Consider the following 23,176-nt stretch of genomic DNA (forward strand, 5'->3'; position numbering starts at 1 on the left):
ATGGCAACGCTGCGCATTTCCCTGGGCCAGTATTCCGATAAAGGCCGTAAGCCGAGCAATCAGGATTTTTATGGCGCCTATTTGCCCGACGGTGCCCAGCAGCGTCATAAGGGCATCGCCATTGCGTTGGCCGATGGCATCAGCAGCAGCACGGTGAGTCGTGAGGCCAGCGAAGCCGCGGTGGGTGGCTTTCTTGGCGATTACTACGCCACGCCTTCCTCCTGGAGTGTCAAGAATGCGGCCCAGCGCGTGCTTCAGGCCACCAATGCGTGGCTGTATGCGCAAACCCGGCAGAGCCAATACCGTTACGACATGGACCGCGGCTATGTCTGTACGCTGAGCGCCATGGTGATTAAATCGGCCACCGCGCACCTGTTTCATGTCGGTGATAGCCGTATTTACCAGTTGGCGGGCAGTTCGCTGGAGCCACTGACCGAAGACCATCGCTTCTGGGCCTCCCGTGAGGTGAGCCATCTAAGCCGCGCCATGGGGGCAAGCCAGCACCTGGAGCTCGATTATCGTGCGGTGTCGCTCAGCGAAGGCGATGTGTTTTTGCTGGCCACCGACGGCGTGTACGAGTGGCTGTCTCCCCAAGCCATGACCGCGATGATCCAGGATAATGCCGCCGACCTGGACGTGGCTGCCCAGGCACTGGTGCACGCGGCGCTGGCCAATGGCAGCGACGATAACCTGACGGTCCAACTGGTGCGCATCGAAACGCTGCCCGACCGGGACGCCGATGAACTATACGATGCGCTGGGCGGGTTGCCATCGCCACCCGAGCTTCGTCCCAACAGCGAGCTGGACGGCCTGCGCATCATACGCTCCCTGCACGCCAGCGCCCGCAGCCATGTGTATCTGGCGCACGACCCGGAAAGCGGGCAGCACGTCGTGGTGAAAACGTTATCCACCGAACTTGCCGAAGACCCCGCCAGCGTCGAGCGTTTCGTGCGTGAGGAGTGGATCGCCCGGCGTATCGACAACCCCCATGTGCTCTCGGCGCCCGAGCAGCGAAAGCCCCGGCGTTACCTGTACAGCGTATGGGCGTATATCGATGGGCAGACCCTGACCCAGTGGATGCGTGACCACCCTGAGCCCGATCTGGTCGAGGTCCGCGGTATTATCGAGCAAGTAGCCAAAGGCTTGCGTGCCTTCCACCGCCTGGAAATGCTCCACCAGGATGTACGTCCGGACAACATCATGATCGATCGCCATGGAACGGTGCGCTTGATTGATTTTGGAGCCGTCCGGGTGGCGGGCATTGCTGAAGCCGACGAGGCGGATGGTGAGGATATTCTCGGCACGGCGCAATACACGGCGCCAGAGTATTTTCTGGGCGAAGGTGGAACCCCAAGGTCGGACCTTTACTCCCTTGCGGTGATTGCCTACCAGATGCTGACCGGTACGCTGCCCTACGGCACCGCGGTGGCCAAAACCCGTACCCGGGCTGCCCAGCGCAAGCTTGCTTACCAATCGGCGCTGAGTGAAAACCGTGAGCTGCCCGCCTGGGTGGATGAGGTGCTCAAAAAAGCCCTGCATCCGAATCCTCAACACCGCTACCCGGCGCTTTCGGAGTTTATTTTCGAACTGCGCTCGCCAAGCCCAGGCACCCTGAAGCAATCGCGCCCGCCGCTCCTGGAGCGCGACCCGGTGCGTTTTTGGCAGTGGCTGTGTGCCTTGCTGGGTGTCATTATCGTGGTGCTTTTGGTCAATATGCCTGAATAAACGTAAACGCCCCGGCCACTGCTGGTGACCGGGGCGATCGCTATGTCAGCCGACTCCCGCAGTATGGACATGTTTCGTGGGCGTCACGGGTTTCAGCCTGATGGCGCTGGTTGCGCTGGTCTGTTTCCTCTACCCCGTGAATGGATACCAGTTGGCCCTGCTCCCAGCGTAAGCCGATATCTTTTAGCAGGTGGGGATCATGAAAACGCGGATCTTCATAAAGCCGACGCTGCGTGCGCGAGTGCTTTAAAGCGTTGAGTAGTTTGCGGGTAAGGGTTGCGAATGCCATTGTCGGTCTCCTGGGTTGGGAGGCCGGGCAACATCGCGATCAGGAAATATCAAAGGTAACGATAAAACAAATGGCCGCGACACTTGCCGCGGCCAATTTCCTCACTACATCCCTGGCGCGCGACAGCAACAAGCTGATACCGCATTATTCATAATGCGATGTAGCTTGTTCATTCGTGTCGCGGGGATTTGCCAGCGCATGGTGAGGTCTCTGAGAAAGTCTCGTTAATAAGAGCTGCCTTTAAAAGGCAGCTCTTACCTTATAACCGATGCTCATGAGAGCGTCAAGTTTAGTTAGCTATCTGTAACCCGCCGCCTGAAGTCGAAACAGCTTGGCATAGCGGCCGTCTGCGGCGAGCAGTTCCTCGTGGGTGCCGCGCTCGATGATACGGCCCTGGTCGATGACCAGGATGAGGTCAGCGCTGCGTACGGTGGAGAAGCGGTGGGAGATCAGAATCGCCATCTTGTCGCGGCTATGCGCACGGAAGCGGGCAAACACTTCTGCTTCGGCAGCGGCGTCCATCGCGGCGGTGGGTTCGTCGAGCACGATAATATCGGCGTTTTCACGCATGTAAGCACGTGAAAGGGCGATTTTCTGCCACTGGCCGCCGGACAACTCCTGGCCGTTCTTGAACCAGCGGCCCAGTTGGGTCTGGTAACCGCTGGCCATATTGGCGATGAAGTCATCTGCCATCCCGTGGCGGGCGGCCTCCTGCCAACGCTGCTCGTTGTGATAGGCATGGGTGTCGCCCACGCCCAGGTTTTCGCCTACCTGCAATTGATAGCGCACGAAGTCCTGAAAAATCACCCCGGTACGCTCGCGCAGCGCTTTTGCCTGCCAATTGCGTAAATCGCTGCCGTCCAACAGGATGCGCCCCCCGGTTGGTTGGTAAAGCCGCGTCAACAGCTTGATCAGCGTTGTCTTGCCCGAGCCGTTTTCACCTACCAGGGCCAGGCTCTGCCCGGGGGATAGGTGAAGGGAAATATCGTGCAATACCGGTGTGCTGCCCGGATAGGCAAAGCTGACGTTTTCAAAGCGCAGGCCGTCGCCGGGCAATTCGCCCCGGGTCAGGGTGCCTGTGTCCGCTTCGACCGGCTGTTCCAGGTACTCGTAGAGGTTGGATAGGTAGAGGTTATCTTCGTACATGCCGCTAATCGCGGTCAGGCTGGCGGAAAGCGCGGCCTGTCCTTGCTTGAAGACCATCAGGTACATGGTCATCTGGCCGAGGGTCAGTGCGCCGGTAATCGTTTCAATGACCACCCAGGCGTAGGCCGCGTAGAAGGTGAGGGTGCCCAGCAATCCCAGCACAAACCCCCAGCTTTCCCGGCGCAGCGTCAGGCGCCGGTCCTCGGCGAACAGTTGGGTAAAGATATCGCGGTAGCGCTTGAGAAAAAGCCCTTCAAGGCCGAACAGCTTCACCTCTTTGATGCTGTCTTCCCGGGCGAGTACGGTCTCCAGATAAATCTGCATGCGGGTCTGCGAGGAGCGTCGGCGAAACAGCCGAAAGCCGTCCCCCGAAAACTTGGCCTCCGATATAAACACCGGCAGGGCACCGGCGACCAGAATCAGCAGTGCCCAGGGCGAGAACTGCACCAGCAGGACCCCGAAGCTGCCCAGCGAAATGGCATTCTGTAACAGCCCAAAGGTTTTATTCACCAGGGCGAGAGGGCGGGTTGAGGCTTCACGACGCGCCCGGGTCAACTGGTCGTAAAGCTCCGAGTCCTCGAACTGGCTAAGCGAGAGCTGGCCGGCTTTCTCCAGGATCATCACGTTGACCTTCTGGCCCAGCAGTGCGCGCAGTAATGACTGCTGGGCGGCAAGCCCGCGCTGGGCCAGCGCAATCAGGGCAATAATGAGTGCCTCGAAAGCAACCAGCTTGAGTACCGGGGTAATCGATACCAGCAGGTTGGGATCAGTGGCTGCTTGATGGGCATCCATGGCACTCACCACGCCATCCACAATCAACTGGCCGACCCAGGCAGCAACGGCAGGCAGCACGCCGGCGACCAGCGTACACAGTGCTAAACCCAGCATCATCCAGCGCGAGGTTTCCCATACCAGGCCCAGCGCTCGGCGGCTGTAGCCAAACACGCTAAGAAAGCTGCTGAGTGGCGCGGTAGAGGCGTCAGAAGAGGGTGGCGGCATATGGCAACAAGCAGATACCTGGCAGAAAGGACTGCCATGATGCGATGATTAAGCGAGGATAGCCAGGTCAGCCCAGGAAAAGCCCGCCATAAATCAGCGCTCCCACGACCACAAAGGCGGGATGCGTTTTAAAGCGAATCAGTGCAATCCCAGCAACGACGCCGATAATCAGGGTGTGAATCGTGCCGCTTGAACTAAGGCTTTCGAGCAAAAAGCCCAGGGTCAGCCAGCCCATCATCATGGCGATAACCGGGCGCACCCATTGGCTCATGCGTTTGACGCGGGGAGAGTTGCGATGGCGATACAGAAGACCCAGCGCACCCAGCATGAGCAACAGTGTCGGGATGACCGTGGCGGCCACTGCCACGAAGGCACCGCCAATACCGGCGACTTCATAGCCGATGTAACCGGCCATCTTGGTGGCGATAGGACTGGGAAGGGCATTACCCAGCGCCAGGGTTTCCGCGAAGGTTTGCGCCGTCATCCAGCCGTAGCGGCCAACGACTTCGGTCTCGATCAGCGGAATAATCGCCGGGCCGCCGCCGTAACCGATAATATTGGGAATAAAAAAAGCGAGGAACAGCTCCCAGTAGATCATGCCGACCCCTCAGCTTTTTTATTGCCTTTAGGGCGCAGCAGGGCCGCCAGCAGAATGGCGCCAATCACCCAGCCTGGATGAACACCGAGCCAGTAGATAAGCCCGCCAGCGACAATGGCCATTATGATGCTGGTAAGCCAGCCCAGCGCCGCTTTCGATTTATCAAAAAAGTCCCACGTCAACTGTGCCATCATGACCATGACGACGGGCACCACCGCCTGGCCCATGCCGCGAATCCAGCCAACATCGCGATAACGGCTGAAAATGCTTAACATGGCTATCATGGCAATGATCATGGGTAGAATGATGGCGATAACCGCCGCCGTACAGCCGCTGACGCCGCCCACCCGATAGCCGATGTAGCCCGGCATCTTGGTGGCGATAGGGCCGGGTAACGTGTTGCCGATCGCCAGTACATCGGCGAATTCTTCATCGGTCAGCCAGTGATGGCGGGTGACGACTTCGGCACGCACCAGGGGAATCATGGCGGGACCGCCACCGAACCCTAACAGGCCAACGCGCAGGAATGCCCAGAACAGTTGCCATGTTGTCGACGACGTCATGGACGATGACCTCGCAAGGTCAATGATGAGAAACAGCGCATGGCCGACCCTTGTTTATCGTTTGTCAGTTAAAAAATCGATTATTATGTATAAAATAGAATATAAGCGAGGGCTTCCCAGGGCGTCAACTCCAGCGTTTAGCGGCATGGGCGTCAGGATGAAAAAGGATCTTATATGAACCAGCATCTTCAACCGGTTATCAGCACGGCATCCAGCCGTATTTACGAGACGCTACGCCGGGATTTAGTCGGCGGACGCTTTGCCGCGGGCGAGAAATTGGCGATCAACGCGCTCAAGGAGCATTATCACGTTGGCTTGAGCCCGTTGCGTGAGGCGCTCAACAAGCTGGCCGCCTATGGCCTGTTGATTCAGGAAAATCAGCGTGGCTTTAGAGTGCCGACGCTATCGCGCAGCGAGTTGGATGACATTGCCAATATGCGACTCGAGCTCGAGGGCATGGCGTTTGAACGCGCGATCCAGCACGGCGACGACATATGGGAGGCCGAACTGCTGGCCGCCGCCCATCGCCTGAAACGCGCAGATCTATCGCTGGAAAAAGGCGAGGAGTGGGAGGTGTTGCACAGCCAGTTTCACCGCACCCTTGTGGCGCCCTGCGGTTCGGTTTGGCTGTTGCGTTTCATCGAGCAGCTGCATGACCAGTTTGATCGCTACCGTCGTCTGGGCCCCAAAATGCCGACGGTAAGACAAACCCTCGATGAACAGCACCACGAACTGGTAGAGCTTGCCCTGCAGCGTGACAGCAAAGCTGCCCGCGCGCTCATGGACGATCATATCCATAAATCCTATCAGGTGGCCCTCAAGCGTTATCAGGAACACGCCTAGTGCGTATGGCGTGTAGACTATTGCGCTGTTGGCGATGGCAGGCATCGGCGAGACTACCGAAGGGGACGGGGAGCAGGCATGCAAGACGCAGATAGCACGGTCATCACACAGACCTTGAACTGGGTGAACCGCTTTGTTGTGGCCCACGATATCTGCCCGTTTGCCAGCCGCGAGCTGGCGCGGGAGGCGGTTCGGGTTGAAGTGGTGCGCTCGAAAAAACTGGAAGTGGCGCTGGAAGAACTGATGGTGGAGGTGCACTGGCTAGACGAGCACCCGGAGACAGAAACCACGCTGCTGGTGTTTCCCACGCTGTTTAAGAGCTTTGACCATTATCTGGATTTTGTTGAGCTCGCCGAAAGCATCCTGATTGACCAGGGATATGAAGGCATCTATCAGCTCGCATCGTTTCATCCGGATTACTGTTTTGATGATGCGGATGCCGACGATGCTGCCAATTATACCAATCGCTCCCCCTACCCGATGGTGCATCTGCTGCGTGAAGAGAGCGTCGAAAAGGCGATCGAGTTTTATGGCGATACCGACGCGATCCCTGAGCGTAATGTGGCCCTGCTGAATGGCATGGGCATTGAGGCTGTGGAGCAGTTGTGGCAACGCAGCTGCCGCCTCGATGATCAGGGTTGATGAATCACCAGCCGATGTCTGCCCTGCTGCTTGGCAACATACAACGCCGCATCGGCAAACTGCATGACGTCTTCGATGTCATGGCTGTGCTCTGGCCACCACGCGGCTCCCAGGCTGCAGCTGACGGTCACCGCTGGATGCTCAGGCAACGATATGGGTTGGGAAATGGAGGCAAGCAGGCGCTCGCTTATCGCCTGGGTCAACGTCGGTAATTGGTCCCGGGGGGCTTTCAAGGCCATGACGAATTCATCACCCCCCCATCGAGCGACGACATCGCTGGCCCGGAGCACTTCCTGCAAGCGCTTGGCAATGTCGATTAACAGCAGATCACCCGCATGATGACCCAGCTCGTCATTCACTTCCTTAAAGCCGTCTAGGTCAATATACACCAGCGCAATACTTTGCTGTTGGCGCTCGGCCTCGGGCAGGGCGTGCGCAAGATATCGATCTAGGAAGGCACGGTTCGGCAAGCCGGTCAGTGGGTCGCTATTGGCGATGTCTTCAAGGCGGCGAATGGTACGGTTTTGGTCGAGCAGGCGTCCGACCATGTTGCGCATTGACGTGGAGAGGCGCATCAATTCCGGCGAACCTGTTTCCAGGGGGATCTCGTTGGTGGGTTGGCTGGCATCGTGGATAGTGTCTGCGGCGTGAGAAAGACGGGTTAAAGGTGTCGTCAGCCGCGACGCGATAACCCAGCCAACCACGGCAAACACCATGGCCAGCAGTACGCCGATGCCCATGATCACACGTGTGAGTCGCTCCACGGGAGCAAACGCCTGCTCAACCGGCTGACGACTAACCGCCACCCAGCCCAGACCGGGAAAATCCTCGAAGCCTTGGCTGCGGGCCACACCCGTCACATAGCGCTGGTCATCAGGCCATGTCTCAATTGCCCATGAGGGCTTGGCGCTGGCCTGTAAATGCAGGCTGGATAGGCCCGGAACAGACCGTCCCAGCATATCGTCGGGCCCAAGCAAGACGGTGCCATCGGCTGCCAGTAACAGCATTTCGGTGCCCTGGCGCTGTTGCGCAGGCGAGAACATCGCACGCTGAATGTACTCCGCCCATTCCCAGCTAAGGTGAACGGCAAGCACACCCAGGAAAGTGCCGTTCTGGCCGGAGACCGGGGTCGCAATATCCACAAACTTTATCGCTTCGCCATAAGGGTTGGGCAATAGCTGCGATAGCAGCACCGCGTCGTGAACATCCCCTATCCACATGCCGTCTTGACCGTTTTGAAAGACCGGGCGTTGGGCAATGGAAGTGCCTTCCAGGATGCCACCGGTGGCGGCTTGAACCACACCGTTGGGGTCGATAAAGCCAATCCATGACACGACGTTGTAATTATCCTGAAGCGTTTCTAACTGGGCGCGAAGGGTATCGTTATCGGTGCCGTCGGTCAGGGCTTCAATGCCCAATAACAATTTCACCTCTTTAATACGCGCGTCCATGCTGCGGTCCAGCTTATCGGCCATCTGATAGGCCGACTCTGCCGTAGAAGCGCCGATATTGGCTTCCAACTGATCAGCTGACTGTCGAGCGGCGACCCAGCCAAGCAGGACGGTCGTCCCAAATACCAGGGCAACAGCGAGTAGCGTAAAGCGTGTACGCAGGGATATCTGGCTTAGTCGCAGGGCGTTGTCTGGCATTCAGGTGTCTCGTGGGGCGTAAAAATCGTTAAGAAATACGAAGTGGTATCCAATCACGAAGGATACCGGTGAGCAACCTGCACCAATGCCATTGACGTGGTGGATTTTAACGCTGGTGTTCAAGGGTTTTATGCATGACGTAGGTATCGACCTCGCCAAGGCGGGCGTGACGGTAAGAGTTAGGCACCGTCCCCACAATGGCAAACCCCAGGCGCTGCCAGAGTGCGACCGCCACCTCGTTGGTGGAGACAACCGCGTTGAACTGCATGGCGCTGAAACCCTGCTCGCAAGCCAACTGCTGTGAATGCTCGCACATGGCACGGGCGACCCCTTTGCCCCGCGCGGCGGGGGCCACCATATAACCGCAGTTGCAGACATGGTCACCAGGCCCCGCCGCATTGGCTTTTAAATAGTAGGTACCGAGGAGTGTGCCGGTTTCATCCTTGACCGCAAACGTGGCTTGTGGGGCATTACACCAAAGTTGGTAGGCATCTTCGGCGGTGATATCCGGGTCGATGGCATAGGTTTCCTGGGCCGCCACAACCTGTTGAAAGGTTGGCCAGAACGCCATGAAGTCAGCGTGTGACATTGGAGCATAAATGAGCGCAGACATGGTGCGGTGTACCTGATCGGGTTGGCTCGGCTGCCATCGGCAGCCGCTATGCAAGACTGATGGCCATTATAGGCGGTTATCGAGCTGCCTCGGCAACTATCTGGTAACTTCTTAACCGGTCCTGATGGTCGTAGAAGTCACTGTTGATCATTAACTCGTTGGCCCCCGTGCGCTCCTGGAAGTCGGCAAGCCGGGCTTTGACCGTGTCAGGCCCACCAATAATGGCCGCGCCCAGAAACTGCTCGACCTGGGCGCGTTCCATGGGGGACCAGTCCAGCTGTTCCACCGGGGGCAGCGACACCGTTGGCTTGCCGCGGATCAGGTTGAGAAATTTCTGCTGGGCGGTGGTCGCCAGGTATTCCGCCATGGCGTCGCTTTCCGCGGCAATGACGGGTAACCCGACCGTGGCATAGGGGGCATCCAGATGCGCCGAGGGCTGGAAGTTCTCACGATACAGCCGCAGTGCTTCAAACAGATAGCCTGGCGCAAACTGCGCGGCGAAGGCAAAGGGCAGGCCAAGTTTGGCGGCCAACTGCGCGCTAAAGCCGCTGGAACCAAGCAGCCAGATGGGCACATGCGTACCCTGGCCGGGCACGGCCCTGACGCGTTGCTGGGGCGAGGCATCGCCAAGATAGCCGCGTAGCTCGTCGAGCTGCGCGGGGAAGTCATCAACCCCGGCCCGTGCATGGCGACGCATCGCCTGCATGGTCGCGCCGTCCGAGCCCGGCGCACGACCAAGACCCAGGTCGATGCGCCCGGGGTAGAGGGTTTCCAGGGTGCCAAACTGCTCGGCGACCACCAGTGGCGGGTGATTGGGCAACATGATGCCCCCACTGCCCACCCGAATACGCGAGGTCTGCCCCGCAATATGGCCAATCAGCACCGCCGTCGCGGCGCTGGCGATGCCCTCTATGTTGTGATGTTCCGCCAGCCAGTAGCGCTGATACCCCAGTTGTTCGGTGTGTTGGGCAAGAGAAACGCTGTCTTGAAAGGTTTCGGCAGCGCTGCCGCCCTGACGAATCGGGGCAAGGTCCAGTACGGATAGTGCGGTAGACGCGAGTGCGCTCATGCATCACCTATAAGGCCGGAAGATGGAGCGTGCCAATGAAATGACGACGTATGGTCGTCAAGCAAATCATTAGCACGCTTGTTAATTAATGGTTATGCGGCCAGGATCGATGAATTACAAGGCAGGGTGTCGGCAAACCACGTTATTCCATTGGCGGGGTAGGGCGAATCAGAATTTCGTTGACGTCGACATGGGCAGGCTGCGATAGGGCGTAAATGACCGCATTGGCTATGTCGCGGTCTGCCAGCGCATGCTCGGGCGGTTCGTCAAAGAACGGCGTATCGACCATGCCGGGCTCAATCAGCGTTACCCGCATGCCGGTACCGCGTAGCTCTTCGCGCAGGTTGTAGCCGATGCCGGTAACGGCCCACTTGGTCGCGCTGTACATGGAGCCTGGAATGGTTGCACGGCCTGCGGCTGAGCCGGTTAACAGCACATGGCCTTTACTGCGTTTGAGCGCCGGTAAGCATGCCTGGAGGGTTAAACCCACACCGTAGACGTTGGTCAAGATCATTTCCTGCCAACGTTCATGGTCGGCGCCGCTGAAGCCGCCCGGTGAACCACCGCAACCGGCGTTGGCAAAGACGGCATCGATTCGGCCAAAGGTTTCCAGCGCTTCGTCGACCATGGCGCGCTGTTCGTCCATCTGGGTGACATCCAGCTCGCAAGTCAGCACATTTTCAGGGCCTAGCTCCTGGGCAAGGGCGGTGAGCTTGTCGGTCGAGCGGGCGGCCAAGACCAGCTTGTAGCCCTCACGGGCAGCAGCTCTAGCGGTAGCCGCCCCAATGCCGCTGGAGGCCCCGGTAATCAGTAATACGTTTCTTTGCATCCTATGCACTCCATACGATTAGCCATAACATCCTATTTAGCATGGCTAATTGAGCGCGGTTGTGCAAATCGTAAGCCTGCGAATGAAAAAGAGGGGGCGTTAGTACCCGGCTTCTTTGCGCTTGAGGATGGTGGATAGGTCGAGAATCGACTGCGCCATGTCCGCCATGCTTTTGCTCTGATTCATCGAGGTGGTGCGCAAAAACCGGTACGCTTCTTCTTCTGTCATGTCCTGGTGGGCCATGATCAGGCCTTTCGCCCGTTCGATCAGCTTGCGTTCACGCAGGGCTTTGCGGGTATTTTCCAATTCGTCGCTCAGCCCCTGCAATCGGCTTGATTGCGCCTGGGTCAATTCGATCAATGACCGGCCAAGGGGCGAATTAAGCGCATTGGCGGTCAAGTCGCCCAGAGGCTCACCGTTGCTCAAGGCCAGCAGTTGTTCGCAAGGCGCCGGCGAATTACGGCAAGGCTCTGTTTTGGCTTTTTCCAGCGCGACGGTGGCTTGCTGAATCTTGCTATGGCACAGGGCGGTCAGCTGAGCGTTGAAGGCATCTTCCACGTTTTTAATGCTGTCGATGCGCAGCGTGGTGAGTTCATACCAGGTTTCACCCAGTGAGTCCGATGTATCTGGATGCGAGGCTCGCTGGCGGGCAATGTCGCGCAATTGATGGATGCCCGAGAGCGTGCGCGGCGAGAGCTCCTCCTGCCAATGTTGCTGTGCTTCGGGAGAAGCGAATTCCTCAAAGGTATCAAAGCAGCGCTGCTGGTCGTCGATCAGTTGGCCAAGCAATGCGCTATGGGCGTCGTCAAAATACCCCTGGGTAAAGCCAAAGGCGCCGCATGCGCGTTCCTGCCCCGCCAGTTCTTTGCCCTGCATCAAATGGAAAATGGCGACCAGAGCGCGGGTGATATCAGGGTCGACAGCCGTATCGGCCGCTTCAAAGACAATCGCCAGCAGCCCGCTGGTCAGTTGGTTGAAGGCCTGAGTTGCCGCGTCCGGGGTAATGGCAAAGGTGTCGATGGCGTGGCGCAGCGTGCTGAGTTCGTCCAGCGCTGCCCATACCGTTGCAATCCGACGCAGTAGACGCGCAGCGGCCTGGGGACGAGCTTCCTGGCTTAATGCCTCGAGGCGACGACGCATCAGTGCTTCGGCATCCTGGCTATGCTGGCGGTAAGTCGCGCGGCGTTCTTTGAAGCGGGTGCCCTGTGAAACCAGAAAAATCGTCGACGCACCCCGCTCACGCTGCAGCATGTGAATGAAGTGGCTGATATCGCCCACAATGTCACACGTTGTCGCCAGATGGGTCAGGTTATCGATATCGCAGCGTTTGGCGGTTAACAGTAGCTGTTGAGCTGAAGACATAATGCGTTTCCTTTGTGCTCACCGCCATTGATTGCGCACTTTCAGGAAAGTGCGCAATCGGCGTCGTTTAGCGTAACGATAGGGCGCCCGCCCCGGTATCGTCGCCGACCGCTTCTCGGTAGGCGGTTGCCTCTTCGGCTTCTTGCGCATCGCTGAAGCGAACCAGCAGAACGCATGAGGCCAAGGCAAGGACGGCTAGCCCCAGGTAGAAGAGACCTTGCTGATAGGTCAGGCTTTCACTGCGGAACAGGAAGGCGGCGGAGACGGCGCCTACGTTGCCGCCCGCGCCCACAATACCGGCCACCGCGCCCAGGGCTTTTTTATTGATGAAGGGGACCACCCCGTAGGTAGCGCCTTCGGCCATCTGAACAAAGAGGCTGAACACCAGCATGATGCCAATCGCCAGGCTCAGTATATGCATCTGTGAGAAGGCGATCAGGGCAATGCCTTCACAAATGAGGGCGACCAGTAACCAGCGTACGCGTCCCTTCAAGCCGCCATGTTTGGCAAACAGGTCAGAAAATATTCCACCCAGTGTACGCGCAAAGATATTCATCAACCCAAACAGGCCCGCAATCAGGCCAGCTGTGGCAAGCGTCAGGTTAAAATTGTCGAAAAAGTAGATGGCGGCAATGTTGTTGATCGTCAACTCCACGCCAAAGCAAATCCCATACACGACGAACAGCGCCCACACGCGGATATCCTTTGCCGCGACGGTAAAGCTTTGTAGCGCGCCGTTTTCGCCGCTGGCGGGCGGCAGTTCGCCGCGAGCGCGCAGTTCGTCAAAGTTGCCGTCGGGGGCGTCCTGGGTAAACAGCCAATAGGCAATGCCGGTGAAGAACAGCACAACGCCCGGCACGACCATGGCTAGCCGCCAGCCCAGCGCCTCGTTGACCCCCAGCATCAGCATGCCGGCAAAGATCAGCGGCATGACGATCTGGGTCGTGCCGCCGCCCAGGTTCCCCCAGCCTGCACTGGTGGCGTTGGCGGTACCCACAACGTTGGGCGCAAACATGATGGACGTGTGGTACTGGGTGATCACAAATGACGCGCCGATGGCGCCGATAGCCAGGCGCGCAAGAAGGAAGGTTTCAAAGCTGTCGGCCAGGCCAATGCCCATTACCGGGATGGAGCCGAGCAGCAACAAGCCGGAATAGGTCTTGCGCGGTCCCAGGCGGTCGCACAATACACCGATTACCAGGCGGACAATGACGGTGATGGCGACCGAGGCGATGATGGTGTTGCCGATCTGGGTCTGGGTAAGGGCGAGGTCTTCACGTACCACTGCCATGAGCGGCGCAATGCCAAACCAGCCAAAAAAGCAGAGATGGAAAGCAAACCAGGAAAAATGGAAGGCACGCATTTGCGGCGTAGAGAAATTGAGCAACCGAATACGGTTGGCTTTGTTGCGAATATCCATGGGATGGCCTCACGGGTTCTGTTACGAGTTCAATACCCTGCGCGTGAAGCACGCAGCGTCATCGGTTCACGAGAACATGCCTTCTTCATTGAAGGTCAGGTTCGACGCACTCGTACCCGATTGGGCCTGGTCCACGCCTACCACCACTGCCTGTAATTATGCAAAGTGGTTGCCATGGTTGTATTTTTTTATCTAAATCAGTGAATTATCGTTTGCTGAATAATGGTTGAGGGGCAGGTTTGGAAGATAACGGTTGCGTTAATGCTGCATTATTGGGCATCAGCACACCGGATTTGGCCTAGTTTGGTGCTGTAGAAGGTGCCGAGCTTTCATCCAGATAGACGTCGTCGATATCCAGCGTGGAGCGTTCGCCGAGCGCGTCGATGTTGTCTTCCAGCCAGCGGTCGGCAGCGGCATGGCCCTGTTCAAACAGATGGCAAAGAAAGGGCCACTCGGCATTCAGCTTGCTGGATACCGACAGGGGCAGTAACGCGCCTTCACCACTGATGCGATGGAACAATGCCTGCTGGTAGCAGTTCTCGATCCCCTGGGCGTCAAGCACCTGTTTAAGCATGGCGATCATGCGCACTTCTTTGATCAGCGCTGAATTGAAGGTGATTTCGTTAAGCCGGTTCATGATGGCCGACGCCGTGGTCGGTAAGGTGTCGCGTCGAATGGGGTTGATCTGAACGAGCAGAATATCGCGTGCGCTACATTCTTCCATCAGCGGGAATAGCGCCGGATTACCCATGTAGCCCCCATCCCAGTAGGCTTCCCCATCAATCTCGACGGCCTGGAACACAAACGGCAGGCACGCGGAGGCCATGACCGCATCCAGGCTCATCTCATGGCGGCGAAAGACCCGCTGCTTGCCGGTACGGACGTTTGTGGCAGTCACGAACAGTTTGAGCTGTTCACAGCGGCGGACCCGATCAAAGTCGATCCGTTCGGCCACAATTTCACGCAGAGGATTCACGTTGAGGGGATTGAACTGATAGGGCGAGACCAGTCGGCTCATCAGGTCCATGGCGATATAGCCGGGCGAGTGTTCGAGACTCCAGTTGCCGGTCAGCTTGTCCAGCGGTGAGCGACGGATCGGGCTTGCCATGCCCGCTCGGCTAACGGCCTGCCAGAAGTCGCGCAGTGCCTCGCGGGCGGTTTCTTTATCGCCGCGGGTGAGCGCATCGGCCATGACCACGCCGTTCATTGCCCCCGCGCTGGTGCCGCTGATGCCCTCGATCTCGACCCGGGAGTCCGCCAGCAAGCGGTCAATGACGCCCCAGGTGTAGGCCCCGTGCGAGCCGCCGCCCTGTAATGCCAGGTCTAAGGATTTGGGGGGAATCATGGGCTTGCCTCCTGGATATAGGGCGTTAAAAGCGGTTGGCAAGTGACGGCGCGTTGGGGCAGTTTATCACCTGTGAGGTCGCGACCCATTCCTGGTCAGGGTAATAGGCAAACACATAGTGGTCGCCCTTTAAGCTATCAATCAAGGGATAGGTGATTTCTTCGCGAACCGCCGGGCAGCCGTGGCTGCGTCCCAGCCGCCCTGTCTGGTCAATAAAGGCTTCGCTGACGTAGTCGGCACCGTGGATCACGATGGCGCGCTCATAGGCGTTGTCGTTAACGTTCGCCTCCAGGCCCTCGAGGCGCAGTGAATAGCCATTGCGGCCGTAGTAACTGTTCATCGTCTTAAACAGCCCGATGCTGGATTGGTGGCTGTCGGGGATGTTGGAAAACGTCTCCGCCTGGGCATCCCCCGAACCTTGACCGTGGGAGACCAGTTCCTGGAACATCAATTCATGTTGGGCCAGATCGAACACCCAGAGCCGTGGTTCGGTTGACGGCAGTGAGTAATCGATCACCGCCAAGCGCTCGGCGTGAGGGTCGCGGCAGCTGAGCGCCTGGGCGGCGAGGCGAAGCGCATCCGGGCTGGCGTCTGGTGCGAGCTGAAGCAGTTGATGATTTAACGGCAGAACGCCATCCGGCGGTTCACTATCGAGTTGACTAAAAAAACTGGAAGCGTGGACGGGAAGTGACAATAACGTGGTGGGCAGCCAAATAAGCCAGGTACGAAGCGAAAAAAATGGCACCATATAAGTCCATCCTGGAAGTGGAGCGCGGTTGGGCAGTCATTAACACGCTATGATACAACCACGCTATTATAACAATTAAGTACGACACACTATTGGGAACGTCATAGTAACGCAAGGAGAGGGCAATGAACGAGCGGCAGCCATTAAGACGATGGGCAGTAGGCATGGCGCTTTGCCTGAGCGTGGGTGTGGCGGGTAGCGCGGGTGCAGACACCGCGACACCAATAAGCGAGGCGCTGGAAGTGCGTTTAGCGGCGAGCGAGCAGCGTTTGCCTATCGACAGCTTCTATCAATACCGCAATTACCAGCCAGTATGGACGACGGCCGACAGTGTGGAAGCGCTTGTGGCAGGGCTCAATGAGCTTGAACAGGACGGCATAAACCCCGAGAACTATGCAGCAGCGTCGCTCATGGCGGCGTTTGAGCGCAGCCAGGCAGGCGGGGAGTCCGCCCAGGTGGCGTTTGAGTTGCAGGCGAGCCAGGCGCTGTTGCAAGCCCTTGATCATTTGAATCGTGGCCAGGTCAACCCCCGTCGGCTGAGCGCTCAATGGGATGCTGAGCGTCCGTCGCGAGGTTACTCGATGAGGGCGGTGGCCGAGGCCGTGAATCAGTTGGATGTTGCGGCGGCGCTTGACCAGGCACGCCCGGACTCCTCGGCGTACCGTCGATTAAGGGCGGCGTTTATTGATTTCCAAACGCGGTCATTGCAGGCGAATGCGCCTTACCTCGACCATCGTGAAGAATCGTTGCGACTCGGCGACCAGCATGATGATGTGCTGACCTTGCGGCATCGATTGACCCGCTGGGGTGAGCCGCACCTGCTCGCGGCGAATCCTCAGGCTTACCCCCAGGTAGACGTCGATGTTCCTGATCAACGTCAGTTTGATGCTCAGCTTGCGGCGGCCGTCAAACGTTTTCAACGGCGCCACCTGATTCAGGAAGATGGCGTGGTCGGCGAGCAAACCCGCCGAGCGCTTAACGTCCCCCTGTCATCGCGAGTCGAACAGCTCAGGGTAAATCTTGAGCGCGCGCGGTGGATGGGGGCTCAGCCGGACGATGCGCCGAGGGTATGGGTTGACCTGGCCGGTTACCGGTTGCATTACACTCGGCCAGGTGGTGAGCACTGGCAAACCCGTGTCGTGGTAGGCTCGCCTCAGCGGGCAACGCCGGTGATACAGTCGGCGATTACCCATTTAACCTTAAACCCGAGCTGGACCATTCCACCTACTATCCTGCGCGAGGACATATTGCCCCGGGTGCGGGAAGATATTGACTACCTGGCTGAGGAGAATATTCAGGTAGTTGATTTTGACGGTAACCCGGTGGATGCGGCGGAAGTCGACTGGCAACGACCGGGCAGTGTCATGCTGCGTCAGGTGGCGGGTAGCGCGAATCCATTAGGCAGCGTCGTCGTGCGTTTTCCCAATGACCATATGATCTATCTGCACGACACGCCGGCTCAGGGGCTATTTCAGCGGCACCAGCGCGCACTGAGTTCAGGCTGCGTCAGGGTGGAAGGTGTCACCCAGTTTGCCCAGTTGCTGTTAGAGGATACCGGCAGTACGGCGCAGGTGGCGAGCTTGGTGGCCAGTAGTCAGAGCGATCGGCAGCTCAGCTTGCCGCGTCGCGTGCCCATCGCGCTGCATTATTTGACGGCCTGGCCGAATGCTGAGGGCGAGGTCGAGTTTCGGACGGACATATACGGCCACGACGCGGCCGTGGAGTCGGCACTCAGCCAACCCGTGCGACTGTCAGGCTAATAACTGCGTAAGCAGCCTCGTTGGGCCACACAAAAAAAGCGCCACAAGTGGCGCTTTTTGGCAGGAACGAGAAGGTTATTCGTTGTCGTCGTCCGATGTGTTGCCGACCAGGCTGATCGTGCCGGTCTCACCGCTATCAAGCGCCGCCAGCATAGGCTGGGCCTGGCGCTGGAACGCGATAAGGGTATCGCCATCCAGGCTGGTGTTCTCGGGCAGCTCAACGGTCATCGCGTTGACCGGTGAATTGTTGACGATGACCTCGTAGTGCAGATGCGGGCCAGTGCTGCGGCCGGTGTTGCCCGATAGCGCAATACGCTCGCCCATTTCGATCCGCTCACCCTGGCTGACCAGAGGCTTTGATAGATGTAAGTAACGGGTGCGGTAGCCGTTGTCGTGACGAACGACGATGTAGCGTCCGGCGGCGTAATGGTTGGCGACCTTCTCGACCCGACCTGAGGCGGGGGCCGTGATGGGTGTACCAATCGGCATGGCAAAATCGGTGCCGTTATGCGGGCTGATGCGCCCGGTGACGGGGTGCTTGCGCTGCGGATTGAAGCCTGAACTCAGGCGGTAATTGCCTTCAAAGGGCCGACGTGCAAAGGCCGGGTCCAGGCTCGCACCTTCCGGTGTATAAAATTTATCGTCGGTCGCATTGCGCACGACGGTCAAGTTCATGCGTTCGCCCTGGTATTTAACCGCCAGCACGCGCGAATCGAGCGTTTCGCCTTCAATCATGTCAGATTCGACGAGCACCTGAAAACGATCGCCGCGACGGCTGTCGCGGCGGAAATCGAGTTTTTTCTGAAGCAGTTGGGTCAATTCCGTGACGGCACCACTATTAAGGCCCGTCGACTGGGCCGAGCGGGCAAAGCTACCGCTGACGGTACCGGCATAAAGGCGCTGAACCGGCTCGCCTTTGCGCTCAATACCGGTGATGGCGTACTGGTCGTCCTGGCGCTCAACCAGAACCCCCTCACGGGTATTTTTCATCATGCGCAGCGACAACAGGCGACCTTCTTCATCTAGCTGGTAGTCGAAACTGTGACCTGCACGCCAGTGGGTTAACATTCTGGGGTCGGGTACATCGTCGAGTAGCGTGAGAACCTCACTGTAACCCAGGCCTAACTGATTTTGGGCCAGAACGGCAAAGGTTTCACCCGGCTCAACGATATGGGTTTCCCACTGGGGTACAAACGGCTCTTCTGCAGCAAGTTCCAAATCAAGGAAAGACACATCACCGAACAACTCTGCGCCGTAGTCTTCATAAGAGGTGGCGTCGTCTTCGTAAGAGGTGGCGTCGGCAATCTGGGTGGATGACATGTCATCAGCATCCAGCATGCCGCTGGTCAATGTGCCGACCACAATGGCCATGTGCAATGCGCCATCGTTGAGAGCGGGTGCATTTGTCGGGATCGTGTCACTGATCACGGTGGATGTAGGCGTTGGTTCGCTTGCAGTGTGAAGACTGACATCGGCTTCTGCGTCTTCGATAACGCCAAGGTCGACGATTTCAGTTGCTTTCAGATCGCTCAGCGGGATGTTCTCGCGAGTCGCATCAAGCGCACGGGAGGCGCGGTCAATAGCGTCGGCCACGGGGGTGCGTTCGTTATGTAAGGTGGGAACACCCGGGGTGGCGTCGCTTGGAAGAGGGACCAGGACGCTCTCCATTGAAGCGTCGGGTTGATTCAGTTCGTTGTATGTCGTTAACAGTTTTTGTGTGCCCAGCACCGTAACCATGGTGGCTACCGGTAACAATAATAATTTATGCGTGCGGGGCAGCGAATGAAGGATTCGCAACATGGGTAAATGGACCGCCGAGTTCGTGATTTTAAAGTAACAAAAGTGAATAAACCCACGAACCATAACCCATGATAGCAAGGGTTCCTAGACTGTATATGCATACATAAAATGGACTTACGCTTAAATGCGCAAGAATATCGCACAACCTGCTATTTTCGAACGCCGTTTGCTAAAAAATGTAATGATCGTCGATAAACATCCGTGTCATAAGTTGTATAAGTTGACAATTTTTAGAACTTCCATGTGCTTAGCTAAATAAGCATAGGCGTATTTATGGCTATGTAAAGTATTTATGTAAGTGGTGTCTAATAATTTTGTACTAAAACCTCCCCAAAAGCGGCCCTGCATGACGACAAGGGTTGTTCATCAGGACACGTCTTGCAGATAAACGTCTTGCAGAATAGTTAGTTCAGGTTACGGTAATCTGGGCCATAAGCTGGCACTATGGTTTTATCGAAAGTTTGGCGATTGTTTCGCTGTTTTGCGTCGGGGAAATCGAAATGTCTCGGGTAACACTTGCACAGTGGCAGATGTTAGCCGCCGTGGTTGACCATGGGGGGTTTGCTCGGGCCGCCGAGGCCGTGCATAAAAGCCCTTCAACGCTAAACCACGCGGTACACAAACTGGAAGAACAGCTAGGGGTTCAGGTGCTTGAGCCGGTAGGGCGCCAGGTTCGCCTGACGGAGGCTGGTGAGTTACTCCTGAGGCGGGCGCGTCAGCTAATTGAAAGCTCAGAGTCGCTGGAAGATGTGGCCTCCCGGTTGGCCGCCGGACTGGAGGCAGAGGTCGTGCTCGCCATCGATCAGGTGTTTCCCGCGGCAGCCCAGGCGAAAGCGTTGGAGCGTTTTTCTGAAGCCTATCCCCAGGTGCGGGTACAGCTGTTTGAAAGCGTCTTAAATGGCGGCATTGAAATGCTATACGATGGCCGTGCGGACCTGGTGATATCGGGCATCGAGGCGCAAGGGTTTCTAGGGGAGCCGTTGGTCATGGTGAAGTTTGTCGCCGTTGCCCACCCCACCCATGCGCTGCATCGGTTGGGGAGATCGCTGGATCTGCGTGACCTTGCCCAGCACCGTCAGCTGGTAGTGCGGGATTCTGCGCTTCGCCAATCGACTAACGCGGGCTGGTTGAAAGCCGAACAGCGCTGGACGGTTAGCCATCTGAATACCTCGCTGGATATGCTCAAGCGTGGCCTCGGCTTTGCCTGGATGCCGGAAACGCGCATTGAACAAGAGCTCCGTGATGGACAGCTCAAGCCATTGCCACTGGCAGCGGGCAGTATTCGAGAGGTTCCTATCCAATTGATTTTTCGCGATCAGGACAGGGCAGGGCCGGCGGCTCATGCCATGGCCGCAGCGCTGCGCCAGGCGGTGAGTGAGTGTGCGCCTGAGGATTCGATTGCATCGAATGAATAGCGCTAAAACATCCGCTTGAGTCGCGGGTTCCCAGGCGTATGCTGGATCTACGCTAATCGCTTTGAGGAGATACACCATGGGGCTGCTGATTGACGGCAAATGGCACGACCAGTGGTACGACACTAAGAAGCATGGGGGCGAGTTCGTCCGAGAATCGGCCCAACTACGCGACTGGGTAGGGGATTCTCCCAGAGTCGAAGGTAGCAGCTACCCGGCTGAAACCAACCGTTACCATCTATATGTATCGCTGGCCTGCCCCTGGGCGCACCGCACGCTGATCATGCGAGCCCTCAAGGGGCTCGAGTCGGTTATCGGGACGTCCCACGTCAGCCCGTTAATGCTTGACCAGGGGTGGACGTACCATCAGGACGAAGGTGCCAGCGGTGATCCTGTCAATGGAGTCGAGTTTCATCGCCAGCTTTATACAATGACCGATCCCCACTATACGGGGCGTGTTACCGTTCCCGTGCTGTGGGACAAGCAGCGTAACGCGATCGTCAATAATGAATCGGCTGATCTGGTGCGTATACTCAATGACGCCTTTGATGAGCTGACCGGCAATGACCTGGATTTCTACCCCGATGACTTGCGCGACGTGATTGACGAGGTCAATGCCGACGTTTATGACCACATCAATAACGGCGTATACAAGTCAGGTTTTGCCACCGAGCAGCACGTTTACGAAAAACACGTCAAGGCGCTGTTCGATGCCCTGGAACGTATGGAAAAGCGCTTGGGGCAACACCGTTACCTGGCAGGTGAGTGGTTGACCGAGGCGGATATTCGCCTGTTTACCACCTTGATTCGCTTCGATGCGGTGTATTATGGCCATTTCAAATGCAACGTGAAGCGTATTGAGGATTTTCCCAATCTTTCCAACTACGTGCGCGAGATTTATCAGTGGCCGGGGGTGGCGGAGACGGTCAACATGGACCACATCAAACGCCACTATTATTACAGTCACGACACCATTAACCCCACGCGCATCGTTCCGGTTGGGCCATCGCTGGACTTTGATCGTCCCCATGATCGCGAGCGGTTATCGGGGAAGGGAATACGTCGCAAGGCCGCCTGACCAGGCGGTTGGGAATTAAAAAGCCACCGATTAGGTGGCTTTTTAAGGTTTCCCAAAAGGAAATTTACGAAATCAATTCAGGATTTACTCTTCATTGATGTCTTCGTCAGGGTCAATGGCCTCGCGGGTTGTTTGCCAGGCGCTTTGAACACCTTCCTCGGTACTTTGCCAAGCATCACGGGCATTTGCCTTGGTCTGCTCCCACCAGTCGCGATCGTAAGTAGGAAACGACTTTACTTCCTCTTCTGAGGCGCTGATGAGGACACGATGCTCTGTGTCGTCACCGTCAGTATCGGTTTCCAGACTGAAGTAGTCGGTGTCGACGACGATTTCACGACCGCCCAGGCCAAGGACAGAGCCGCTTTCGACAACCAGGGCGCTGACTTGCATATCTTCGTTCAGCAGAATGTCATCGACATCACCGATTTCTTCATTGGTATTGCCTTCGAGGTAGACATCAGCATCCATGATGTCATCGGCGGAATACATGCCTTGGGGTTCGTCCGAGGCAGCATTGGCATTGAAGGCAACACTGCTGAGTAGGGTTGCACTGATGGCAGTGGTGATCATTGATTTACGCATAGCATCTCTCCTTGTGGCTACGAACCTCAATATCTGATGGGTCAAGTGTCGACTATGCGACAGGCAAAAGAATATTGAGAGAATAGATTGGCGCGATGAGCGATTACAGGGAGTTAGCCCAATCGTCCGCCTTGCGCTCGGCTTCTTCCTTTTCCAAGCCGTATTTTTGCTGAAGCTTGCCCACCAATTGGTCACGTTTGCCGGCGATCTGATCAAGTTCATCGTCGGTGATTTCGCCCCAACTGGCGCGTGCTTTGCCTTTCACTTCGGTCCATCTTCCTTCGACTTGATCCCAGTTCATCGAATCACTCCTTGAGGTGCCATGAAATTGATAAGGCACCCATCAGGCTAGACGAAATGTGGCATGGTGCAAGGAGAAGGCGAACGAAAAAATACTGAAATGGCTGGTCAGATGCCGAAGGCGGTGTTAGGATGCGCATTCCTCGCATGTGCTGACCCCACCATCAAGACGATAAGCGTTTGCCTGTGTAGTCATGAGCCGTTTTCGATACGCTCCCTACAAAGCAACGTTTGCTGGAACATCTTGCTAATGCCTGATGTTGACTGCTGTGAAGATGGCGCGCCTCCAGTATTTCACCAAACGGGTGAAATCGGCGCAACAAGGTCGCCACGGCGGATTGAGCCGCTATCAAGCTGTCAATCCGGATGCTGGGTGCGACCGGCGTCTCCGACTCCACCGATGA

At 57.4% G+C, this 23,176-nt stretch carries 21 protein-coding genes; 6 read left to right on the forward strand and 15 right to left on the reverse strand.

Going from position 1 to position 23,176, the window contains the following annotated elements:
- A complete protein-coding gene (locus NH395_RS05175) occupies positions 1-1,725 on the forward strand; it encodes a bifunctional protein-serine/threonine kinase/phosphatase (RefSeq protein ID WP_253022896.1) in 1,725 nt (574 codons plus the stop codon).
- Between the two features lie 40 nt (positions 1,726-1,765).
- Here the strand turns inward: NH395_RS05175 and NH395_RS05180 are convergent, their stop codons facing one another.
- The 4 genes from NH395_RS05180 to NH395_RS05195 all read right to left on the reverse strand — a co-directional run bounded on the left by NH395_RS05180 (position 1,766) and on the right by NH395_RS05195 (position 5,320).
- A complete protein-coding gene (locus NH395_RS05180; protein WP_253022898.1) occupies positions 1,766-2,014 on the reverse strand; it encodes a hypothetical protein in 249 nt (82 codons plus the stop codon).
- Positions 2,015-2,311: 297 nt separating this feature from the next.
- Positions 2,312-4,159 (reverse strand): ABC transporter ATP-binding protein, encoded by a 1,848-nt coding sequence (locus NH395_RS05185; protein WP_253022900.1) that lies wholly within the window; start codon positions 4,157-4,159, stop codon positions 2,312-2,314.
- A gap of 67 nt (positions 4,160-4,226) precedes the next feature.
- Positions 4,227-4,757 (reverse strand): chromate transporter, encoded by a 531-nt coding sequence (locus NH395_RS05190; protein ID WP_092826908.1) that lies wholly within the window; start codon positions 4,755-4,757, stop codon positions 4,227-4,229.
- Positions 4,754-5,320 carry a chromate transporter gene (locus NH395_RS05195; RefSeq protein ID WP_253022901.1) on the reverse strand — a complete coding sequence of 189 codons (567 nt, stop codon included), beginning with the start codon at positions 5,318-5,320 and terminating at the stop codon, positions 4,754-4,756. The genes NH395_RS05190 and NH395_RS05195 overlap by 4 nt, the downstream gene beginning before the upstream one ends.
- A gap of 174 nt (positions 5,321-5,494) precedes the next feature.
- Here NH395_RS05195 and NH395_RS05200 point away from each other — a divergent pair, with 174 nt between their 5' ends.
- Positions 5,495-6,163 (forward strand): FCD domain-containing protein, encoded by a 669-nt coding sequence (locus NH395_RS05200; protein WP_066316927.1) that lies wholly within the window; start codon positions 5,495-5,497, stop codon positions 6,161-6,163.
- A gap of 78 nt (positions 6,164-6,241) precedes the next feature.
- The gene (locus NH395_RS05205; RefSeq protein WP_253022903.1) at positions 6,242-6,805 is read left to right on the forward strand and encodes a DUF1415 domain-containing protein; all 564 of its coding nucleotides are present in this window, start codon (positions 6,242-6,244) and stop codon (positions 6,803-6,805) included.
- On the opposite strand, the gene NH395_RS05210 is transcribed toward NH395_RS05205, so the two are convergent.
- The 8 genes from NH395_RS05210 to NH395_RS05245 all read right to left on the reverse strand — a co-directional run bounded on the left by NH395_RS05210 (position 6,796) and on the right by NH395_RS05245 (position 15,840).
- Positions 6,796-8,454 carry a diguanylate cyclase gene (locus NH395_RS05210; protein WP_253022912.1) on the reverse strand — a complete coding sequence of 553 codons (1,659 nt, stop codon included), beginning with the start codon at positions 8,452-8,454 and terminating at the stop codon, positions 6,796-6,798. The two genes, NH395_RS05205 and NH395_RS05210, sit on opposite strands and share 10 nt — an antisense overlap.
- A 106-nt stretch (positions 8,455-8,560) precedes the next feature.
- The gene (locus NH395_RS05215) at positions 8,561-9,067 is read right to left on the reverse strand and encodes a GNAT family N-acetyltransferase (RefSeq protein WP_253022914.1); all 507 of its coding nucleotides are present in this window, start codon (positions 9,065-9,067) and stop codon (positions 8,561-8,563) included.
- Positions 9,068-9,143: 76 nt separating this feature from the next.
- Complete coding sequence (locus NH395_RS05220) at positions 9,144-10,136, reverse strand: LLM class flavin-dependent oxidoreductase (RefSeq protein ID WP_066316921.1); 993 nt, start codon at positions 10,134-10,136, stop codon at positions 9,144-9,146.
- Between the two features lie 142 nt (positions 10,137-10,278).
- A complete protein-coding gene (locus tag NH395_RS05225) occupies positions 10,279-10,965 on the reverse strand; it encodes an SDR family oxidoreductase (RefSeq protein ID WP_066316919.1) in 687 nt (228 codons plus the stop codon).
- Positions 10,966-11,064: 99 nt separating this feature from the next.
- Entirely contained in the window at positions 11,065-12,327 is a 1,263-nt protein-coding gene (locus NH395_RS05230) for a nitrate regulatory protein (RefSeq protein ID WP_253022916.1), read from the reverse strand.
- A gap of 67 nt (positions 12,328-12,394) precedes the next feature.
- Complete coding sequence (locus NH395_RS05235; RefSeq protein WP_253022918.1) at positions 12,395-13,747, reverse strand: NarK family nitrate/nitrite MFS transporter; 1,353 nt, start codon at positions 13,745-13,747, stop codon at positions 12,395-12,397.
- 298 nt (positions 13,748-14,045) lie between these two features.
- Positions 14,046-15,092 carry a patatin-like phospholipase family protein gene (locus tag NH395_RS05240; protein ID WP_253022920.1) on the reverse strand — a complete coding sequence of 349 codons (1,047 nt, stop codon included), beginning with the start codon at positions 15,090-15,092 and terminating at the stop codon, positions 14,046-14,048.
- 25 nt (positions 15,093-15,117) lie between these two features.
- A complete protein-coding gene (locus NH395_RS05245) occupies positions 15,118-15,840 on the reverse strand; it encodes a murein L,D-transpeptidase catalytic domain family protein (protein ID WP_253022922.1) in 723 nt (240 codons plus the stop codon).
- Positions 15,841-15,965: 125 nt separating this feature from the next.
- Here NH395_RS05245 and NH395_RS05250 point away from each other — a divergent pair, with 125 nt between their 5' ends.
- Positions 15,966-17,600 carry a L,D-transpeptidase family protein gene (locus NH395_RS05250; protein WP_253022924.1) on the forward strand — a complete coding sequence of 545 codons (1,635 nt, stop codon included), beginning with the start codon at positions 15,966-15,968 and terminating at the stop codon, positions 17,598-17,600.
- 75 nt (positions 17,601-17,675) lie between these two features.
- On the opposite strand, the gene NH395_RS05255 is transcribed toward NH395_RS05250, so the two are convergent.
- Positions 17,676-19,400, reverse strand: a complete 1,725-nt coding sequence (locus tag NH395_RS05255) for a peptidoglycan DD-metalloendopeptidase family protein (protein WP_253022926.1) — start codon at positions 19,398-19,400, stop codon at positions 17,676-17,678.
- A 500-nt stretch (positions 19,401-19,900) separates the two neighbouring features.
- On the opposite strand from NH395_RS05255, the gene NH395_RS05260 reads away from it, so the two are divergent.
- Complete coding sequence (locus NH395_RS05260) at positions 19,901-20,815, forward strand: LysR family transcriptional regulator (RefSeq protein WP_253022927.1); 915 nt, start codon at positions 19,901-19,903, stop codon at positions 20,813-20,815.
- A 76-nt stretch (positions 20,816-20,891) separates the two neighbouring features.
- Positions 20,892-21,890 carry a glutathione S-transferase family protein gene (locus NH395_RS05265; protein WP_253022928.1) on the forward strand — a complete coding sequence of 333 codons (999 nt, stop codon included), beginning with the start codon at positions 20,892-20,894 and terminating at the stop codon, positions 21,888-21,890.
- Between the two features lie 84 nt (positions 21,891-21,974).
- Here NH395_RS05265 and NH395_RS05270 read toward each other — a convergent pair whose 3' ends face one another.
- Positions 21,975-22,472, reverse strand: a complete 498-nt coding sequence (locus NH395_RS05270) for a PRC-barrel domain-containing protein (protein WP_253022929.1) — start codon at positions 22,470-22,472, stop codon at positions 21,975-21,977.
- A gap of 103 nt (positions 22,473-22,575) precedes the next feature.
- A complete protein-coding gene (locus tag NH395_RS05275; RefSeq protein ID WP_085918181.1) occupies positions 22,576-22,773 on the reverse strand; it encodes a CsbD family protein in 198 nt (65 codons plus the stop codon).
- Positions 22,774-23,176: the final 403 nt, after the last annotated feature.

The organism is Halomonas sp. Mc5H-6 (assembly GCF_024124705.1).
GTDB lineage: Bacteria > Pseudomonadota > Gammaproteobacteria > Pseudomonadales > Halomonadaceae > Vreelandella > Vreelandella subterranea.

What these genes read in the sequence shown, in the direction of transcription:
- NH395_RS05175 (WP_253022896.1), top strand. Translation starts at nt 1, where the DNA reads ATGGCAACGCTGCGCATTTCCCTGGGCCAGTATTCCGATAAAGGCCGT.
- NH395_RS05180 (WP_253022898.1), bottom strand. Translation starts at nt 2,014, where the DNA reads ATGGCATTCGCAACCCTTACCCGCAAACTACTCAACGCTTTAAAGCAC.
- NH395_RS05185 (WP_253022900.1), bottom strand. Translation starts at nt 4,159, where the DNA reads ATGCCGCCACCCTCTTCTGACGCCTCTACCGCGCCACTCAGCAGCTTT.
- NH395_RS05190 (WP_092826908.1), bottom strand. Translation starts at nt 4,757, where the DNA reads ATGATCTACTGGGAGCTGTTCCTCGCTTTTTTTATTCCCAATATTATC.
- NH395_RS05195 (WP_253022901.1), bottom strand. Translation starts at nt 5,320, where the DNA reads ATGACGTCGTCGACAACATGGCAACTGTTCTGGGCATTCCTGCGCGTT.
- NH395_RS05200 (WP_066316927.1), top strand. Translation starts at nt 5,495, where the DNA reads ATGAACCAGCATCTTCAACCGGTTATCAGCACGGCATCCAGCCGTATT.
- NH395_RS05205 (WP_253022903.1), top strand. Translation starts at nt 6,242, where the DNA reads ATGCAAGACGCAGATAGCACGGTCATCACACAGACCTTGAACTGGGTG.
- NH395_RS05210 (WP_253022912.1), bottom strand. Translation starts at nt 8,454, where the DNA reads ATGCCAGACAACGCCCTGCGACTAAGCCAGATATCCCTGCGTACACGC.
- NH395_RS05215 (WP_253022914.1), bottom strand. Translation starts at nt 9,067, where the DNA reads ATGTCTGCGCTCATTTATGCTCCAATGTCACACGCTGACTTCATGGCG.
- NH395_RS05220 (WP_066316921.1), bottom strand. Translation starts at nt 10,136, where the DNA reads ATGAGCGCACTCGCGTCTACCGCACTATCCGTACTGGACCTTGCCCCG.
- NH395_RS05225 (WP_066316919.1), bottom strand. Translation starts at nt 10,965, where the DNA reads ATGCAAAGAAACGTATTACTGATTACCGGGGCCTCCAGCGGCATTGGG.
- NH395_RS05230 (WP_253022916.1), bottom strand. Translation starts at nt 12,327, where the DNA reads ATGTCTTCAGCTCAACAGCTACTGTTAACCGCCAAACGCTGCGATATC.
- NH395_RS05235 (WP_253022918.1), bottom strand. Translation starts at nt 13,747, where the DNA reads ATGGATATTCGCAACAAAGCCAACCGTATTCGGTTGCTCAATTTCTCT.
- NH395_RS05240 (WP_253022920.1), bottom strand. Translation starts at nt 15,092, where the DNA reads ATGATTCCCCCCAAATCCTTAGACCTGGCATTACAGGGCGGCGGCTCG.
- NH395_RS05245 (WP_253022922.1), bottom strand. Translation starts at nt 15,840, where the DNA reads ATGGTGCCATTTTTTTCGCTTCGTACCTGGCTTATTTGGCTGCCCACC.
- NH395_RS05250 (WP_253022924.1), top strand. Translation starts at nt 15,966, where the DNA reads ATGAACGAGCGGCAGCCATTAAGACGATGGGCAGTAGGCATGGCGCTT.
- NH395_RS05255 (WP_253022926.1), bottom strand. Translation starts at nt 19,400, where the DNA reads ATGTTGCGAATCCTTCATTCGCTGCCCCGCACGCATAAATTATTATTG.
- NH395_RS05260 (WP_253022927.1), top strand. Translation starts at nt 19,901, where the DNA reads ATGTCTCGGGTAACACTTGCACAGTGGCAGATGTTAGCCGCCGTGGTT.
- NH395_RS05265 (WP_253022928.1), top strand. Translation starts at nt 20,892, where the DNA reads ATGGGGCTGCTGATTGACGGCAAATGGCACGACCAGTGGTACGACACT.
- NH395_RS05270 (WP_253022929.1), bottom strand. Translation starts at nt 22,472, where the DNA reads ATGCGTAAATCAATGATCACCACTGCCATCAGTGCAACCCTACTCAGC.
- NH395_RS05275 (WP_085918181.1), bottom strand. Translation starts at nt 22,773, where the DNA reads ATGAACTGGGATCAAGTCGAAGGAAGATGGACCGAAGTGAAAGGCAAA.